This is a genomic window from Bacillus sp. LH1 (assembly GCF_057924895.1).
On the sequence record NZ_CM175007.1, the window covers coordinates 3,886,657 to 3,904,566 of the forward strand.

The window sequence follows — 17,910 nt, forward strand, 5'->3', positions numbered from 1 at the left end:
TTATTACGCCTCCATTACTAATAATTGTGGGTCATTCAATAGACGTTTAATTTGGTTTAACGCTTTTTGAGCAGTTGCACCGTCAATTAAACGATGGTCAAAGCTTAGAGATAATGCTAATACTGGAGCTGCAACGATCTCACCGTTTTTCACAACTGGTTTTTCAGCGATACGGCCGATACCAAGGATTGCTACTTCTGGGTGGTTGATAACTGGAGTGAACCATTGTCCACCTGCAGAACCAATGTTTGTAATTGTGCAAGAAGCACCTTTCATTTCAGCTGGAGCTAGACGACCTTCACGTGCTTTACCAGCAAGATCATTGATCTCGTTAGAGATTGTGAAGATAGACTTACGATCTGTATCTTTAACAACTGGTACTAATAGACCTTTGTCTGTATCAGCTGCGATACCGATATTGAAGTAATGTTTATGAACTACTTCTTGAGATGCATCGTCTAAAGAAGTGTTTAACATTGGGTATTCACGTAATGCAGATGTTAAAGCTTTAACAACGTACGGAAGGTAAGTTAATTTAATACCTTTGTCAGCTGCTACTGCTTTGAACTTCTTACGGTGAGCAACAAGTTCTGTTACATCTACTTCGTCCATTAATGTTACGTGAGGAGCTGTGTGTTTAGAGTTAACCATTGCTTTCGCAATCGCTTTACGGATACCACTCATTTTCTCACGAGTTTCTGGATATTCACCAGCTGGGATTGGTTGTGCTTTTGGTGCTTCTTCTTTCGCTGCTGCTGGAGTAGCTTCTACTGCTGCTGGAGCCTCAGTTGCTGCTACAGTTTGTCCACCATTTGCAAATGCATCGATGTCAGCTTTTACGATACGGCCATTCTTACCAGTACCAGCTACTTTATGAATGTCTACACCTTTTTCACGAGCGTATTTACGAACAGATGGCATAGCGATTACGCGCTCATTTACTACTTCTGCAGTTGCTGCTGGAGTAGCTTCCGCTGCTGGAGCTTCTACTGCTGCTTCTTCAGCTTTTGGAGCTTCATCATGATCGTCACCTTTAAATTTAAGGTTTTCGTATCCAGGAGCATCAAATTTAATTAATGTATCTCCTACGATTGCAACTGTTCCTTCTTCTACAAGTACTTCAAGTACTTTACCTTTAACAGGAGAAGGGATTTCTACTACTGCTTTATCATTTTGTACTTCAAGAAGTACATCGTCTTCGTTTACTTCATCGCCTGGTTTAATAAACCATTTTACGATTTCACCTTCGTGGATACCTTCACCGATATCTGGTAGTTTAAATTCAAATGCCACGGAATTCAGCCCCCTGATTCATTTCATTATTATGGAATATGTACAAAAGAAACCAGCATGTGCTGATTTCTTTTGCACATGAAAAGCTAAAAATTAGAAGTTCATTACTTTGTTTACAGCTTCAACAATATCTTTGTGGTTTGGTAACCATACGCTCTCTGCTTGAGAGAATGGGAATACTGTATCAGCAGCTGCAACACGTACAACTGGAGCTTCTAAGTTTAAGATTGCACGGTCGTTAATTTCCGCTACAACGTTAGCTGCAATACCAGCTTGTTTTTGAGCTTCTTGAACTACAACTACGCGACCTGTTTTTTCAACAGAAGCGATGATTGTTTCGATATCTAATGGTTGAACTGTACGTAAGTCAACAACCTCTAAAGAGATACCTTCTTTTTCAAGTTCTTCAGCAGCTTTTAATGCAGCGTGAACCATAGCACCGTAAGCGATAACAGATACATCTGTACCTTCACGTTTGATATCAGCTTTACCTAAATCAATTGTGTAATCACCTTCTGGTACCTCTTGACGGAATGAACGGTACAATTTCATATGCTCTAAGTAGATAACTGGATCGTTGTCACGAATCGCAGAGATTAAAAGACCTTTAGCATCGTATGGAGTAGATGGAATAACAACTTTTAGACCAGGTTGTTGAGCCACTAATCCTTCTAAGCTATCAGCATGAAGTTCAGGAGTATGAACACCACCACCGAATGGAGAACGAACTGTTACTGGAGCAGTCCAACGTCCACCAGAACGGTAACGCATACGAGCTAATTGACCAGAAATTGAATCCATTACTTCATAAACGAAACCGAAGAATTGGATTTCTGGAACTGGACGGAATCCTTCAAGTGCAAGACCAACTGCAAGTCCACCAATACCAGACTCTGCAAGTGGAGTATCCATTACACGATCTTCACCAAATTCAGCTTGTAAACCTTCAGTAGCACGGAATACACCGCCGTTTACACCAACGTCTTCACCAAATACAAGTACGTTAGGGTCATTTTTCATTTCAACGCGTAAAGCATCAGTGATTGCTTGAATCATTGTCATTTGAGCCATGGCTTACTTCGACTCCTTTTCTTTGTAGATTTCATATTGTTCAGCTAAGTTGTAAGGCATTTTTTCGTACATGATTTCCATTAAATCAGTTACTTTTTGTTTTGGAGCTTGGTCAGCCTTAGCAATTGCTTGTTTGATATCTTCTTTTGCTTCTTCGATTACTGTCTCTTCAACTTCTTGAGACCATAGGCCTTTAGCTTCTAAGAACTTACGGAAGCGTACGATTGGGTCTTTTTGTTCCCATTCGTTTTCGATATCTTTTGTACGGTAACGAGTTGGGTCATCACCAGCCATTGTATGTGGACCGTAACGGAATGTTAAAGTCTCGATTAAAGTAGGGCCTTCGCCATTTACTGCGCGCTCACGAGCGAAAGCAGTTGCTGCGTATACAGCTAATGGATCCATACCGTCTACTTGAATTCCGTAAATACCTGCTGCTACTGCTTTTTGTGCTACAGTTTTAGCTGCAGATTGCTTTTCTACTGGAGTAGAGATTGCATAACGGTTGTTTTGAACAACGAAGATTGCTGGAGCTTTGAATGCACCTGCAAAGTTCATACCTTCGTAGAAGTCACCTTGTGAAGCACCACCGTCACCAGTGTAAGTAATTGCAACAGATTTTTTACCACGTAGTTTCATACCTAACGCAACACCAGCAGTTTGGATGATTTGCGCACCGATAATGATCTGTGGAGCTAATGCATTTACATTCTCAGGCATTTGGTTACCCATGAAGTGTCCACGAGAGAATAAGAATGCTTGGTATAATGGTAATCCGTGCCATACTAATTGTGGTACATCACGGTATCCTGGTAAGATGAAGTCTTCTGCTTCAAGTGCGAAATGACTTGCTAATTGAGAAGCTTCTTGTCCAGCTGTAGGTGCGTAGAAACCTAAACGTCCTTGACGGTTTAAAGAAATAGAACGTTGATCTAATACGCGAGTATACACCATACGACGCATTAATTCTTTTAATTGATCATCAGATAATTCAGGCATAGCTGCTTCATTCACAACTTCACCGTTTTCATTTAAAATTTGTAATGTTTCAAATTGAGCTGCGATAGCTTTCATTTGCTCATCAACATTAAATAGGGTCTTTTTTGTTTTAGTACCCATTCCGTTCACCTCTTCCTCTCTTGAACCATATTCTGAAACGCTTTCACTGGCTATTTTCCAGTTTAAAAAGCGCAACGATGTAAACCAACATGTTTGTATGTCGGTTGAGAATAATTTTGTGTACCTAACAATCTGTACTAATGTTTTTTCAGAAACATATTAATACAATCTTGATCACGTTTTTTAGTTTACAACTATTCTAATTACGATGTCAATTACTTTGAATACGTTTTTTTATAAATAATATGCAGGTTTCTACTACACAAACGTGTTTTTATTTTTTACATCTGTATTAGTAAGCATTGACCTACTGTTATATTATTCCCTTTTTCACTTATTTTTTCTCTTAGAATAATATGTAAACGATTTAATTCTCTTTAGTTTTTCTCTCTTCGTAACAAAAATATACAAACTACTCTTCCTTTTTTAGGTAAATACCTATACATTTCTACCCTCTCTTCCATACATTATAGTAACCGCAGTATTAGCGGGAAATGATAAAGGAGGTCATCTCATGTACGGATACTCATATTGCTATCCAACTTGTTCATATCCTTCCTACGGTTATGGCGGTTCTTGTGGCGGGTCTGGACGCGGCTTCGCCTTAATCGTTGTGTTGTTTATTCTTTTAATTATCGTTGGTGCTGCTTGCATTCGCTAATTGTAAAACGAAACAACTATGGAAAGAAAAAGACGGCTTTGCCGTCTTTTTCTGTTTACCACATACATAACTACTCTATAATAGAACGATTTCCAAAATGCCTTCCCTTTCTTGCCGATGACTTTTTCCATCTCCTTTGGTAGACTAAAGAGGAAAGGAGAGATTACATATGCTTACAATGAAAGATGTTATTCGCGAAGGAGATCCTATTTTGCGCAACGTTGCAGAAGAGGTGTCCTTACCGGCAAGCGAAGAAGATACAACTACCTTAAAAGAAATGATTGAATTCGTAATAAATAGCCAAGATCCTGAAATGGCTGAAAAATATAGTTTACGCCCTGGAATCGGATTAGCGGCTCCGCAAATCGGTGTTTCAAAAAAAATGATTGCAGTTCATGTAACCGATGCGGATGGTACATTATATAGCCATGCATTATTCAATCCAAAAATCATTAGCCATTCTGTTGAACGTACATATTTACAGGGTGGTGAAGGCTGTCTATCTGTAGACCGCGAAGTACCTGGTTATGTTCCTCGTTATACAAGAATTACAGTAAAAGCAACTTCTATTAACGGAGAAGAAGTAAAATTACGTTTAAAAGGTTTACCAGCAATCGTATTTCAGCACGAGATTGACCATTTAAATGGCGTTATGTTCTATGACCATATCAATAAAGAAAATCCTTTTGCCGCTCCTGATGATTCCAAACCTCTAGAGCGATAATAATAAAAAGGCGGAAGTTAATCTTCCGCCTTTTTATTATGAAATGGGTTCCATATTCAGTTATAGCAATCCAGCCCACTTTAGTCCATGATATATACCGTCTTCATTAACATCCTTTGTCACATGATTTGCAAGTTTTTTCAAGTCTTCATGGCCATTTCCCATCACAATACCTGTGCCAACGGCTTCGATCATTTCTAAATCATTTAAGCCATCTCCAAATGCATACACTTGATCACGATTAAAACCTAACTTTTCAATGTATTTCTCAATTCCTTTTGCCTTAGAACCACCATTCGGAATGATATCCATTGAATATGCATGCCAACGAATAAAATGAAAATCTGGATAATGATTAATAAACTTTTCCTCTTCATTTACTTCACAAAAAAGTAGTGTTTGATAAATATTACGTTCCTCATAAAAATTAGGCTCATATGCTGGATGCTCAAAGTTTAAGCTTCCAAAGCCTTCTTTCACATAATCATGATATTCCACTGATGCTCTCATATCTTGATGGTCAAGATATACAAGTGGATATCCTTCTTGTTTTGCAAACTGAGTAAACTTATGTAAAGCATCTGGATGTAACGGATTATTAAATATTACCTCATCTTCAAAGACAACATATTGTCCATTAAAACTAACATAATTATGTATATCAAGTTCCTTACGAATATCTTCGAACATAAATGGCGCGCGCCCTGTCGCAATTGCTACATGTACACCTTTTTCTTGTAACTGTTTTACTGCATCTCGTGTAGATTGCGGAATTTTTTTATCATGATCTAATAATGTTCCATCAATATCAAAAAAGACAATTTTATCATTCATTTGTCAAAATCCTTTCTGGCACTCTATATTCCTATTTTGAATATCACTTTTCAAATTCTAAAAAAAAGTATAACATATTAAACATCTGTGAAGAAAGCGTTCCCTTTCTGACCTTATTTGTAAACTTTGCATATATATATTAGTAAAACATGTGGATACTTGTTCGTATGAATTTTCTTTTCCATTCTTCCTCATACTATACCTATAACTAACGGCTACTAATCGTTACTATAGAATAACTTTCACTGTATGGGAAAGGACAAGATTCACCATTCACTTTTGTCCTATCTCTTATATCAGAGATAGAGTTTTCACTAGTAATAGGCATGTTTAAAATAAGGAAAGGAAGGAGTAATCATGCTGAAGAAGCTGAAGAAAAAGCTCAAGCGTTATTTAAATGGTCTAGTCCGTAAAAAGACAGTCGCTTAAATTGTGCCCATTTCGGGCTTTTTCTTCATTCTCATTCGAAAAAACATGAAAATCGTGACTGTTTGCTTTATAATAAGTAACAGATAATGCAAAACATAGACAAGGAGAGGTTTTCCAAATGATTTTTAAAGTATTTTATCAAGAAAAATTAACTGAGGTTCCAGTACGTGAAAATACAAAAGTTTTATATTTAGAGGCTACGTCTGAAAAGGATGTTCGTACAAAATTAAATAAGTTCGCATATAATATCGAGTTTGTTCAGTCTGTTACTGGCGCTCATCTTGAATATGAAAAAGAAAACGCTGATTTAACATTAGCGGAAATCGTATAGCGATATGAAATTTCTAAAAAACGACCAAGTTGCTGTATTTGCTCTCGGTGGGCTTGGTGAAATCGGTAAAAATACATACGCTGTTCAATTTCAAGATGAAATTATTATAATTGATGCTGGAATTAAATTTCCAGAGGACGAACTTCTCGGAATCGATTATGTAATACCAGACTACACTTATTTTGTGCGAAACGAAGATAAAATTAAAGGGTTATTCATTACACATGGTCACGAAGATCATATCGGCGGAATCCCTTACCTATTACGTCAAGTGAACATTCCAATTTACGGCGGAAAATTAGCAATTGCACTCATCAAAAACAAACTAGAAGAACACGGCTTACTTCGTAAAGCAAAACTTTACGAGATTCAAGAAGATGACGTTATTAAATTCAAAAAAACGTCTGTATCCTTCTTCCGTACAACTCACAGTATTCCAGATTCGTACGGCGTTGTTGTGAAAACACCTCAAGGTCAAGTCGTTCATACAGGTGACTTCAAATTTGACTTCACACCAGTTGGTGAACCAGCTGATTTAACAAAAATGGCTGAAATCGGTAAAGATGGCGTACTATGTCTATTATCTGATAGTACGAACAGTGAAGTTCCAAACTTTACTATGTCTGAGCGTCGCGTTGGTGATAGCATTCAAGACATTTTCCGTAAAGTAGAAGGACGGATTATATTCGCAACCTTTGCATCAAATATTCACCGCTTACAACAAGTTGTTGAAGCTGCTGTTGAAAACAACCGTAAAGTAGCTGTGTTTGGTCGAAGTATGGAAGCAGCGATTGAAATTGGACAAAACCTTGGTTATATTCGTTGCCCGAAAGATACATTCATAGATGCATCTCAACTAAACCGCTTACCAGCTAATAAAGTTGTTATTTTATGTACAGGTAGTCAAGGTGAACCGATGGCAGCACTTTCACGTATTGCAAACGGTACACACCGCCAAATTCAAATTATTCCTGGAGATACAGTTGTTTTCTCTTCTTCACCAATTCCAGGAAATACAATTAGCGTAAGTCGTACAATTAACATGTTGTACCGCGCTGGCGCTGATGTAATTCATGGGAAACTTTCAAATATCCATACAAGTGGACACGGTGGACAAGAAGAACAAAAATTAATGTTACGTCTAATTAAACCGAAGTACTTCATGCCAATTCATGGTGAATATCGTATGCAGCGTATGCACATGAACATAGCAAATGATTGTGGCATCCCTGAAGAAAATTGCTTCATTATGGATAATGGCGATGTTCTTGCTTTACGTTCGGATGAAGCTAGCGTAGCTGGAAAAATCCCATCTGGTTCGGTCTACATTGATGGAAACGGTATTGGAGATATTGGCAATATCGTATTACGCGATCGTCGTATCCTTTCTGAAGAAGGACTTGTAATTGTAGTTGTAAGCATTGATATGAAAGAATTTAAAGTTGCAGCAGGACCTGATATCATCTCACGCGGTTTCGTTTACATGCGTGAAAGTAGCGATTTAATCAATGATGCACAAACATTAATTACAACTCATTTAGAAAAAGTAATGGAGCGTAAAACAACACAATGGTCTGAAATTAAAAATGAAATTACAGACACATTAGCTCCATTCCTATATGAGAAAACGAAACGCCGTCCAATGATTTTACCAATCATTATGGAAATATAAGAAAAAGGACAATGCCATGAAGGCATTGTCCTTTTCTTTTCTCTTATCTTAAAAAGTGTTTAAATCGATCCACTTCATCGTCATGACCAATGACAATTAATATATCTCCTGCTTGAATATTCTCCGTAGCTCGAGGGGATACGATAACTTCTTTGCCTCGTTTAATTGCTACAATATTCAATCCAAACTTCGCACGAATATCTAATTCAATTAAAGAGTGCCCATCAATTTTTTTATTCGCAATAATCTCTACAATACTATGCTCATCTGAAAGCTCAAGGTAGTCTAGCACATTGCTTGATGCAATATTATTAGCAATCCTTTTTCCCATATCACGTTCTGGATGCACAATATGATCTGCACCTATTTTACTTAACACTTTTTCATGATAATCATTTTGAGCTTTTACAGTAATATTTTTTACACCCAACTCTTTCAAAATCAAAGTCGTTAAAATACTTGAATTTAAATTATCTCCAATAGCAACGACTACGTGATCAAAATTTCGAATACCAAGGCTTTTTAATACCATCTCATCTGTTGAATCTGCAATTACAGCATGCGAAGCTATATTTGCAAATTCATTAATTTTATCCTCATCTGAATCGATTGCCATTACTTCCATTCCTAATTGAGCTAATTCTCGGCAAATACTTCCACCAAAGCGACCAAGTCCAATGACAGCAAATTCTTTTTCTTTCTCACCCACGGGAATTCCTCCAATAACTTCAAGTACTATTTATTTTCAGTGTAACACACTTTATATGCGTCACAAAAACTGTAATTAGCTCTTATTTTTGTTTTTGTATATAAAAATATTGTTGCAAGTAAAAAGCGATACCAACAAGTAGCATAGCAAATACAAATATATTTCCAAAAGAACTAAATGTTTCAAAAACGAATAATAATGTTTCTTGACCAAAAAAGGCAAATAGAAGCTGTGTGAATGCAAATAACAACGCCCATATGTAATGATGTTGATGGAATAAATAATGCGTTGCACCTAAAAAAGCAATAAACGAAAAGATAAAGATCCACCAATTTTCTAAAAATAGTTGCCAATTAGAAAATTGATATCCATTTACTAATATCGCAATAAGCGCGATAACTACCATCGTCGGCACACTCCAAAATAATGCCCGTCCTCTAAAGAAACGAGTGCCTTTAACATCTCCTTTTTCATGTGCAATATATGTTAGTACTACTGTGCTTATATACAAAACAGAAAGAATTGTTAAAACGATAATAAGCCAAAAATGTAATTGATAATATTCATGCTCTATATTTGTCACGATTGCAGCTAACATGCACGGAATTAACATTCCCGTCCAACCATCTACTTTTCTTTCATTCCAAAAGACCGTATTACCAATCCTTATTCCTAACAACATAAAAATAATGATACCCAATACAAATAACGTAGTTTTATTCCCTACTAAACTCGTTGAAAAAGCAATTAATCCAATAAATAAAAAGAGCACAAACCCATTCATAATTTCTAGTACAGGTGATAAATATCTCTTCACCCATTTGTATGTTTCGTCATATTCATTATTATCTACTAGACGATAGGCATAAAAACTTATCCCAAAATAAACCGCCGCAATAATAACGTACGCATATAAGACGAAACATAAAATCGCACTGCTAATTTGCACGTAATTCCCCACCCTTTTTTCTATGTTTCACATTGATTTTACACACTTTTCATACTAAAAGTAAACATATATAAGTTAGTCAAATAATTAATAATGAGCAGTGGCTAACCCCCCTGCTCATTATTAAAACAGTACAATTAACTTTAATTCTTCCATTTGTATGTCAATGTCTAAAATCAATCTATACGAGCGTTACTTACACCTCAGAACAAAAAGTTTTTTGGAACCTTCAAGAAAGTGGAAGTTTTATTTTCTATTCCCTTTCCACTTTACATATTGGCTTAAAAATGTAATTGCCTTTTCAATCACTTCTTCGTCTGGTTTTAATTTTGCATGATGTAAACCATATTCTGAATTTACTCCAAGCCAAAACATAAATCCAGGGATTTCTCGAAGCATATAACCAAAATCTTCACCCGTCATTGCCTCAGTACATGTAATAACATTCATATCAGTTTGTTTATGTACAAATTCCATAAACTCTCTCGTTAACTCTTCATGGTTATATACTTGATGATACATTGCTCCGTAATCTATAATCGCCTCACACTGGAAAGAAGCTTCGATACCTGCAACAATTGACTCAATTCTGCTTTTCACACGCTTCATTGATTCCACTGATAATGTTCGAATCGTTCCTTCTAAACGAGATTTTTCTGCAATAATATTTTGAACCGTACCACCAGTAATTTTCCCGATTGTAATTACTGCACTATCAAGAGGATTTACATTGCGACTAATAACGGATTGAAGCTGTGTAACAAGATGACTCGCTGCAACAATCATGTCATTTGCAGTATGTGGATAGGCAGCATGGCCACCTTTCCCTTTTAAATCAATATATAATTCTGAAGTATTGGCAAATAACAGTCCTTCTTTCGTTGCAATTGTCCCCACAGCGTATTCTGGTGCAATATGAAGACCAAGAATTATATTTGGTTTCCATTCTTTTAACTCTTCACTTTCTAACATAGGAAGAGCACCGCCTGGTCCTTCTTCTGCTGGCTGGAATAGAAATACAAGGTCATCATCTATTCTTTCGCTCACAGCTTTCGTTAGAAGGCCTAAACCGATTGTTGTATGTACATCATGGCCACATGCATGCATCATTCCTTCATGAATAGAAGCAAACTCGTATCCAGTTTCCTCTGTAATTGGTAAACCGTCTATATCTGCACGATAACCTATTATTTTTTCGGGATTTTTTCCATTTACTTTAACGATTACACCCGTTTTCCATGTCTTCACTTCCACAAATTCATGAGAAAGTGTTCCTATATAATCTAAAATATACTGTTGTGTTTTCCATTCCTTAAATCCGATTTCTGGAATTCTATGTAGATCTCTACGAATTTGGACAAATTTGCTTACTGTCATTTTTGCACCTCTATCTATAAAAAGCGTAAGAGCCCATTTACGCTCTTACGCTTTTTTTACTTTTTATTTCTCTGGGTTTAATTGACGAAGCTCTTGTTTAATTTCTGTTTTTGCTTTTGTCTTCTCATCAATTTCTTTAATTACACGTGCTGGAGTACCTGCAACAACTGTGTATGGAGGCACATCTTCTGTTACAACAGCTCCCGCTGCTACAACTGCACCTTTACCTACTGTAACACCCTCTAAAACAACTACATTTGCACCGATTACTACATCATCTTCAACGATAACTGGTTTTGCAGAAGGTGGCTCAATAACACCTGCAAGTACAGCACCTGCACCTACGTGACAGTTTTTACCGACTGTTGCACGTCCACCAAGTACTGCGTTCATGTCGATCATAGAACCTTCACCAATTACAGCACCAATGTTAATTGTTGCATTCATCATAATTACAGCGTTGTCACCAATTTCAACATGGTCACGAATAATAGCACCTGGCTCGATGCGAGCTTTAATACCTTTTAAATCAAGCATTGGGATTGCAGAATTACGACGATCGTTTTCTACAACGTAGTCAACGATGTGCTTATTATTCTCATCAAGAATTGTCTTAATTTCAGACCATTCTCCGAATAATACACCTGATTTTTTATTCACAAATGCTTGTACTGTTTCAGGGAATGTTACTTCTTTTAAATCCCCTTTTATGTATACCTTTACAGGAGTTTTCTTTTCACTTTTTTGAATAAACGAAATAATTTCGTTAGCGTCCATCATTTTCATTCTTGTTGCCTCCTAAATCCATTTATAATGTTACTCTACCAAACGAAAGAGCGAGTAGCAAGATAATAATCTTATTTTCCCCTTTGAATTTCTTCTATAATTTCTAAAAATGCTTGTACTTGCTTCAACTGCCTTGCCGAGTCACTTGTTAACAACCATGTTTCTCTCGTCAGTTGAACAGGTGTTTTATACATATTTTCCTGTACTTCCTTTAAAACAGTAGAAGGTAAAAGGGCATAACCTATACCATTTAAAACAAGTTGTTTACATGTTTCAATTTGGTCAACTACAATCGTTCGCTTAGGCGGATTAGAAAATAAACCATACCACCAATTTTGTATTTGTCCATAATAAGTCGAGTCACTTTTAAATTGAATGAACGGCCTATTTGTTTCTTTTAACATCGAAATATCTTTTATTTCTTTATCAACTAAATACAGTTCATCTTCAAATAATTGTTGCTTCTGACCTTTATATTCTTGTGTTCCCCTCAGTATAGCAACATGCACGTCTCCTTCATAAAACTGCTTTTGCACTTCACTACTCCATCCAGTAAACAGCGATATCTTTACAGAAGGATATTTATGCACAAACTTTTTCAAAACAGGAGGGAGCCAATATTGACCAATAACTGATGCAACAGCTATTTTTAACGTTCCATGAGTTTCCGTTCTGAAAACAGCCAGCTCACTTTTTATATCTTCTTCCCTTTGCAACATTTCTTTGGCATAATTTGCAACTTTTTCCCCTTCAGGTGTAATTGTCAATCCTTTTTGTGAGCGAATAAAAAACTTCATTCCCCATTGTTTCTCCATAGATTGTAATCGTTGACTCAGCGCAGGTTGGGAAACAAATAAACGTTCCGCCGCTTTTCTCATATTTGATTCCTGAGCTAACACAACCATCATTTGAAAATCATCAATTTGCAACTTTCTCCCTCTTTCCTTAGCTTCCATACACCTTATTTCAATAAGCTTTTCATCCTTAATTTACCCGAATGCTTTCATTCAGAAAATACAATTGTCCAGCACAAACTTTCCTTATGTTTTATGTCTTTTTAAATATAATACATACACAAGTGATATGCACGAAAAAAAAGTGACTTCTTCGTTTCTATGAAGTCACTTTTTTCACTTTATCGATTATGTTGCCTTACTTTCTTATTCAACAATTTTAAAATAGCCCGACGTGTTAAAATCCCCTCAAAATAGCCTTCTTCATTAACAGCGCAAATAAAAGGATGATCAATTGTCATTTCTAAAGCCTTTGCAAATGAATCGTCTAATTTAAGAACAGGTATATCTTCTTTCATCACCTGCTCTACTTTCATATCATCGAGCCTTTCAAACTCAATACGTTCTAATCCTAACATACCATCTAATATCATGGCAGTACTAATCAAACCATGTAGTTTATACATTGGATCTAAGACAGGTATCGCTGAATATCCAGATTTTACAAGAACGAGTAAAGCATGTTCTAAACTATTTCCAATTTGGACATGAGCTACTTTTTCCGATGAAATCATTAAATCCTTCACAAGAATTTGTTGAAATTCGTCTTTCGGAATACTAATCATATTACATCCCCCATTTTCCCTTTTTCCTGCTTATGTTCACAACTCTATTCACATTTTATGACAGCGTTTTCATATTATTATTTTGTCCTAAATTTATTTCAATAAAAATACAATCACACAGCTATTTTAGCATACCGCACAAAAAAAAGACTACCATTCCGGTAGCGCTTAATACCCTTTATTTTTTAATCTGTAAAATAACCTTGTGATTTTTTTATATTGCATCACATCTGTCTGTTTCAAACCATTCTCAATATCTGTAAGTTCCACAGCTAAAATTTCACTTGCGTAATTTTGCTGAAATAAAATATCTAGTAGTAAACTTTCTTCTTCCTTCGTTAAAACAACTTCCCTTTGCATATACCCCTCTCCTTACACTCGCATCGTTACTCTTATTATATAAAAAATTCAACCTATTTAATAGATGTAATATTCAGTTTTCGTTTAAAGATATGTAACAATCGTACACATACAAAAAAATCATTTCGTATATCGATTTGCATAGCTAAACGCCGCATAAGCATCCGGCTTAATTTTTGCAGTTAATCCCATCGCCCGAATTTTTTCTGTCATATCTAAAATAAATTCTTTTGTTAAGCCATCATTCCCAATGTCTAAATGAATTTCCATTATGAATCCAGCCCCATCTTGAGCATAAGGATGCAATAACTCCCATATTGTTTGTATATGAGTAGGCGTAAATAGACATGCGATTTCTTGACTAAACTGCGTTTCTAAATATATTTTCTCACGTAAGGTCGCTGGCTTATCTTTTACTGATTTATGGTGTAAACAACCCCAGGCACCTTTTCCAACACGATGAATATGGATTGCTGTAATAAACCTCGTATCCTTTTGATGCGCTTGCGAGTCTGTCCCAATGGATAATCGATACAAATTTCGCGGATCCTTTTCAATGAAACTACAAATACGGTTAAAGACCATATCAAAATTTAAATGTCTCTCTGAAACATTGTAAAATTTATGTGCACCGTCCACAGAGTCACGTCCTTTCAATTAGACAGACTTTTCGTATTCTCATTGTATGGGACAAAAACTAAAATTATAACTTCCTATCCTTTATTCGTTTCAATATTTCGAATTACAAAGTGACAAACTTGGCACGTATAAATTACATTTTGATTAGATTGAGCCGTTAATACATGAATAATCTCAGCAGAACTTTGACAATTAGGACAAATCACAACTGGTAAACGTTCCATACGATAACCTCCTAGTTATATTTCTCCCGCTATTTGCAAAACCCAGAGATAGTGAGAAGTTTAGCTTCACATATTCACCCGGTTGACGGGACTAATTATCCACATGGATAAGCAAACTTGCACGGATTAAATTTTCATTTTAATACCATTGTAGGAAAAATAAAAAACTTCTATACATTATGCTAGAAAGTAATAGAACTAAAAAAGGTACTGCCATGTGGCAGTACCTTTTTTATATGTATCAAGAAATGATATCGTAAATCTCAATTGCAACCATGTCGATATTATCGAATTGATATACTTGAGGTTTTTCACCTTGTTGATACACTTCTAACTCATACATTTCACTTTTATCGAAAAATTTCACGCTACATTTGCGCTCACCGTTCACTTCAAAATAGCGTTGTGCTACTTCACCGCTTTCAGCTTGTTCTTGTAGACTAACAAGTCGAGTTAAAATTCCTTGGAGTAGAGACATGAAATCTCTCCTTTCTCTGATCTTCCTACCAATAGGTTTTACAGCTATACTCATTCTATCCGTCATAACAGAAAAAATGTTCCACACTCTAGGATAAAGGTTATTGGCCAGAAACTCAACTAAAAATTTGTCGAAATGCGAAGGAAAAAATAGAAAGAACATATTTCTCCTTCATTATTGCGGTTTTTATACTGGAAGAATATAATAAAAAACAGAAAAAAGGAGGAATTACAATGAAAAAAATTGAGGTTTATACACAACCCGATTGTCCGCCATGTGTTATTGTAAAAGAATTTTTGAAGCATAATAACGTTGCATATGAAGAATTTGACGTAAAAAAAGACGCTGCTGCTCGCAATCGTCTTTTATACGACTATGATTCTTATTCAACTCCAACAGTCGTAATTGATGGCGAAGTAGTTGCAGGTTTTCAAATTGAAAAGTTACAACAACTACTCAATATAGAATAGGAATAGGTAAATACCTATTCCTATTCTTATCCCGCTATTTGTAGGTAGTAAAACTCCCACCCACTGATTAAAAGTTTCACTTTATAATTGTTGCAACCTTTTTATTTCAGTTAAAAGTTCCTGACTTTCATGATATCCTGCTAACTTCCATTTATCTTGATCCCTTTTCAATGTTACAATTTGATATTGTCCACTTTTTGTCCGCTCATATACATATAAATTTTTATGTTCTTCATCATACGACATTTTCGTTTCTGAATTAAAAGAAAACGGTGCTTCTTTTGCCGGAAGTAAATATTCACCACTTTGTTTATCACTTCTGCTATTTTCATCTGTAAATACTTGAAGGAAATTATCTGTAAAATACGGTGATAACGTCTCTATCATCTTATTCATCGGCAAATGCTTCCCACGAATTGAAAACTGGGTTTCATAGCCTTTTTGTATCGTTGTAAATACTTCTTTCCGATCGACTTCCACTTCCTCTTTTCCTAAAACAGTCGTAACACTATAACCAACTAGAAAGGCAACACATACAAATAGAACAAGCCATATTCCATATTTCCTCATTTTTTCACCTTCCTTTTAAAAGAACTTGTCTTTGTAGTATTCATTGTAACAATGATTATGCAAAGAAAGGACAGATTTCGTTCGTAAAATCTTTACAACGATAGACAGCATTTTCATCACCATTTTCACTATTACCAATTTATGATAAAAACAAACAAAAAATGCACGAATCTCTTCGTGCATTAAAATAAAACATCTTCTTCATATAAATATTCATAAGATAAATCTATAAATAAAAAGTTGTCATCATCAATCGGGAAAGAAAATGTTCGTACCATTTCTCCCGTTTCAATATCTGCATATAAATCTGAAAGCCTCGCCTTATTCTCAAAACGCATTTTCATTATATTCTCGAGAAAATACGGGCGCCAGCTCCAGTTCTTCATATAATAATCCGGCATCACAATCCATTCTCCATCTTTTTTCATAACATTTCCTGATTGTTGGAAACCATCTTCATTACAAATAAATATACGAAAACTACACTGTGATACACTTTGACTAAATTGTAATAACCAATCATTTATATCTTCATTCTTTTTTTGTTTTGATAAAACATCGCCAATGCGATCGCGTAACATCTCTGTTAAATTATAAATTTTTTGTAACTTCTTCTTTTCATGCTGAATAAACTGATGACATTCATTACCTAGTCGCTCTTTCAAAACATTCGTTTCAATAAAATCAGGTAAACATTCTTTTAAATAATTACCTTGATAATATCTTCCACCGTTCTTCCAAGCATATTGCAGTTGATAAAAAGCATCTATTTCTTCATATAATAAAGTTGCACCAATTCTTCTAGCAAGTAATGATAAAGAATATAAAATATCTTGATAAGATTGTAAAAGTGCTGTTTGCCTTAAGTTCGTTAAATCTACTTTTAAAATATCAGGTGCTAACACGCTAATACGCTCTAAATTACTTGTACCCGTTCCGACTTTATTAATCGAAATTTGAATACCATATGTACGATAATACATAAGCAAATGATTAAATTGCTCTATATCTTCTTTACATTCATGCTCTGTAATCTCTAAAACAATTTGTTTTAAATTTAAACCTTGTTCTTCATACCTCAATAAAAGTTGAAGCAAGCTTTCATCATCATCATTCATTAATACATTAGCATTCCGATGTATAAATAATAATAATTTTTGATCGCTTTCTAAATAACGATTTAAAGCTTTTTCTACTATAATATTATCCGCTTCCAGTTGAAATTCACTTGGAATCGAATCATCGTGAAAGAAAGAAGCTAAACTTTGTATGCCCTCTTCTGTTTGAATACGTCCTACTACTTCATATCCAATTACAGTATGCTCATCAGCACTAAAAATAGCTTGATAATAAGGAAGGACTTTATCCAAGTTACTCATTACATCTAATGCATCTATCAACGTGCTTCCCTCCCTTTACTTTTCAAAAATTATAACATGATATTTACGGAAAAATAATAAAAAATCCCTTCAGTTTTCCTGAAGGGATTAGAGGGGTAAAATGCTAAGGGGAATTAGCAATTCTACTATGAAGAAAAAAGAGGTCTTAAATATAACGTATATATGACCTCTTGTAAACACTTTTCTTTCATATGTCACAATTCCGTCACATTTAACCGTAAAAAAATGAATCAAA

Annotated in this window: 21 protein-coding genes; 5 read left to right on the forward strand and 16 right to left on the reverse strand. The window is 35.4% G+C overall.

Annotation, left to right across the window (positions count from 1 at the left end):
- Positions 1 to 3: 3 nt before the first annotated feature.
- The 3 genes from pdhC to pdhA form a co-directional block, all read right to left on the reverse strand.
- Positions 4 to 1,293 (reverse strand): pyruvate dehydrogenase complex dihydrolipoyllysine-residue acetyltransferase, encoded by a 1,290-nt coding sequence (gene pdhC / locus ACX9TM_RS19970; protein ID WP_000863419.1) that lies wholly within the window; start codon positions 1,291 to 1,293, stop codon positions 4 to 6.
- A gap of 93 nt (positions 1,294 to 1,386) precedes the next feature.
- Positions 1,387 to 2,364, reverse strand: coding sequence for a pyruvate dehydrogenase complex E1 component subunit beta (pdhB, locus tag ACX9TM_RS19975; RefSeq protein ID WP_000068168.1), 978 nt, complete (start codon positions 2,362 to 2,364; stop codon positions 1,387 to 1,389).
- A 3-nt stretch (positions 2,365 to 2,367) separates the two neighbouring features.
- Positions 2,368 to 3,483 (reverse strand): pyruvate dehydrogenase E1 component subunit alpha, encoded by a 1,116-nt coding sequence (gene pdhA / locus ACX9TM_RS19980; RefSeq protein ID WP_000536895.1) that lies wholly within the window; start codon positions 3,481 to 3,483, stop codon positions 2,368 to 2,370.
- A 514-nt stretch (positions 3,484 to 3,997) separates the two neighbouring features.
- Here pdhA and ACX9TM_RS19985 point away from each other — a divergent pair.
- Positions 3,998 to 4,144 carry a YjcZ family sporulation protein gene (locus ACX9TM_RS19985; protein WP_000274562.1) on the forward strand — a complete coding sequence of 49 codons (147 nt, stop codon included), beginning with the start codon at positions 3,998 to 4,000 and terminating at the stop codon, positions 4,142 to 4,144.
- A gap of 169 nt (positions 4,145 to 4,313) precedes the next feature.
- Positions 4,314 to 4,868: a peptide deformylase gene (gene def / locus ACX9TM_RS19990; RefSeq protein ID WP_000957048.1), complete on the forward strand. Its 555-nt coding sequence runs from the start codon at positions 4,314 to 4,316 to the stop codon at positions 4,866 to 4,868.
- A gap of 60 nt (positions 4,869 to 4,928) precedes the next feature.
- On the opposite strand, the gene ACX9TM_RS19995 is transcribed toward def, so the two are convergent.
- The gene (locus tag ACX9TM_RS19995; RefSeq protein WP_000998268.1) at positions 4,929 to 5,702 is read right to left on the reverse strand and encodes a Cof-type HAD-IIB family hydrolase; all 774 of its coding nucleotides are present in this window, start codon (positions 5,700 to 5,702) and stop codon (positions 4,929 to 4,931) included.
- A 547-nt stretch (positions 5,703 to 6,249) separates the two neighbouring features.
- Here ACX9TM_RS19995 and ACX9TM_RS20000 point away from each other — a divergent pair.
- Both ACX9TM_RS20000 and rnjA read left to right on the forward strand, forming a co-directional pair.
- Positions 6,250 to 6,462 carry a DNA-dependent RNA polymerase subunit epsilon gene (locus ACX9TM_RS20000; RefSeq protein ID WP_000576435.1) on the forward strand — a complete coding sequence of 71 codons (213 nt, stop codon included), beginning with the start codon at positions 6,250 to 6,252 and terminating at the stop codon, positions 6,460 to 6,462.
- A 4-nt stretch (positions 6,463 to 6,466) separates the two neighbouring features.
- Positions 6,467 to 8,134, forward strand: coding sequence for a ribonuclease J1 (rnjA, locus tag ACX9TM_RS20005; RefSeq protein WP_000670377.1), 1,668 nt, complete (start codon positions 6,467 to 6,469; stop codon positions 8,132 to 8,134).
- A 43-nt stretch (positions 8,135 to 8,177) separates the two neighbouring features.
- On the opposite strand, the gene ACX9TM_RS20010 is transcribed toward rnjA, so the two are convergent.
- The 10 genes from ACX9TM_RS20010 to ACX9TM_RS20055 form a co-directional block, all read right to left on the reverse strand.
- The gene (locus ACX9TM_RS20010) at positions 8,178 to 8,843 is read right to left on the reverse strand and encodes a potassium channel family protein (protein WP_000504032.1); all 666 of its coding nucleotides are present in this window, start codon (positions 8,841 to 8,843) and stop codon (positions 8,178 to 8,180) included.
- An 82-nt stretch (positions 8,844 to 8,925) separates the two neighbouring features.
- A complete protein-coding gene (locus ACX9TM_RS20015; RefSeq protein ID WP_001167324.1) occupies positions 8,926 to 9,792 on the reverse strand; it encodes a cytochrome c oxidase assembly protein in 867 nt (288 codons plus the stop codon).
- A gap of 246 nt (positions 9,793 to 10,038) precedes the next feature.
- Positions 10,039 to 11,169, reverse strand: a complete 1,131-nt coding sequence (locus ACX9TM_RS20020) for an N-acetyldiaminopimelate deacetylase (protein WP_000218672.1) — start codon at positions 11,167 to 11,169, stop codon at positions 10,039 to 10,041.
- Between the two features lie 63 nt (positions 11,170 to 11,232).
- On the reverse strand, positions 11,233 to 11,955 hold the full coding sequence (gene dapD / locus ACX9TM_RS20025) for a 2,3,4,5-tetrahydropyridine-2,6-dicarboxylate N-acetyltransferase (RefSeq protein ID WP_000783241.1): 723 nt from the start codon (positions 11,953 to 11,955) through the stop codon (positions 11,233 to 11,235).
- Between the two features lie 71 nt (positions 11,956 to 12,026).
- The gene (gene ccpC / locus ACX9TM_RS20030; protein WP_002026259.1) at positions 12,027 to 12,911 is read right to left on the reverse strand and encodes a transcriptional regulator CcpC; all 885 of its coding nucleotides are present in this window, start codon (positions 12,909 to 12,911) and stop codon (positions 12,027 to 12,029) included.
- A gap of 179 nt (positions 12,912 to 13,090) precedes the next feature.
- Positions 13,091 to 13,534, reverse strand: coding sequence for a cyclic-di-AMP-binding protein CbpB (cbpB, locus tag ACX9TM_RS20035; RefSeq protein WP_000623579.1), 444 nt, complete (start codon positions 13,532 to 13,534; stop codon positions 13,091 to 13,093).
- Between the two features lie 168 nt (positions 13,535 to 13,702).
- A complete protein-coding gene (abbA, locus tag ACX9TM_RS20040) occupies positions 13,703 to 13,894 on the reverse strand; it encodes an antirepressor AbbA (protein WP_001188692.1) in 192 nt (63 codons plus the stop codon).
- A 120-nt stretch (positions 13,895 to 14,014) separates the two neighbouring features.
- Complete coding sequence (locus tag ACX9TM_RS20045; RefSeq protein ID WP_000348488.1) at positions 14,015 to 14,533, reverse strand: ribonuclease H-like YkuK family protein; 519 nt, start codon at positions 14,531 to 14,533, stop codon at positions 14,015 to 14,017.
- 74 nt (positions 14,534 to 14,607) lie between these two features.
- Positions 14,608 to 14,757, reverse strand: a complete 150-nt coding sequence (locus ACX9TM_RS20050; protein WP_000440540.1) for a hypothetical protein — start codon at positions 14,755 to 14,757, stop codon at positions 14,608 to 14,610.
- A 241-nt stretch (positions 14,758 to 14,998) separates the two neighbouring features.
- A complete protein-coding gene (locus ACX9TM_RS20055; protein ID WP_000055151.1) occupies positions 14,999 to 15,235 on the reverse strand; it encodes a YkuJ family protein in 237 nt (78 codons plus the stop codon).
- A 233-nt stretch (positions 15,236 to 15,468) separates the two neighbouring features.
- Here ACX9TM_RS20055 and ACX9TM_RS20060 point away from each other — a divergent pair, with 233 nt between their 5' ends.
- Entirely contained in the window at positions 15,469 to 15,705 is a 237-nt protein-coding gene (locus tag ACX9TM_RS20060; protein WP_000717875.1) for a glutaredoxin family protein, read from the forward strand.
- Between the two features lie 81 nt (positions 15,706 to 15,786).
- On the opposite strand, the gene ACX9TM_RS20065 is transcribed toward ACX9TM_RS20060, so the two are convergent.
- Together ACX9TM_RS20065 and ACX9TM_RS20070 are read right to left on the reverse strand one after the other, a co-directional pair.
- A complete protein-coding gene (locus ACX9TM_RS20065; protein WP_001233804.1) occupies positions 15,787 to 16,275 on the reverse strand; it encodes a DUF3993 domain-containing protein in 489 nt (162 codons plus the stop codon).
- 182 nt (positions 16,276 to 16,457) lie between these two features.
- Complete coding sequence (locus ACX9TM_RS20070) at positions 16,458 to 17,675, reverse strand: EAL domain-containing protein (protein WP_000564306.1); 1,218 nt, start codon at positions 17,673 to 17,675, stop codon at positions 16,458 to 16,460.
- Positions 17,676 to 17,910 lie beyond the last annotated feature (235 nt).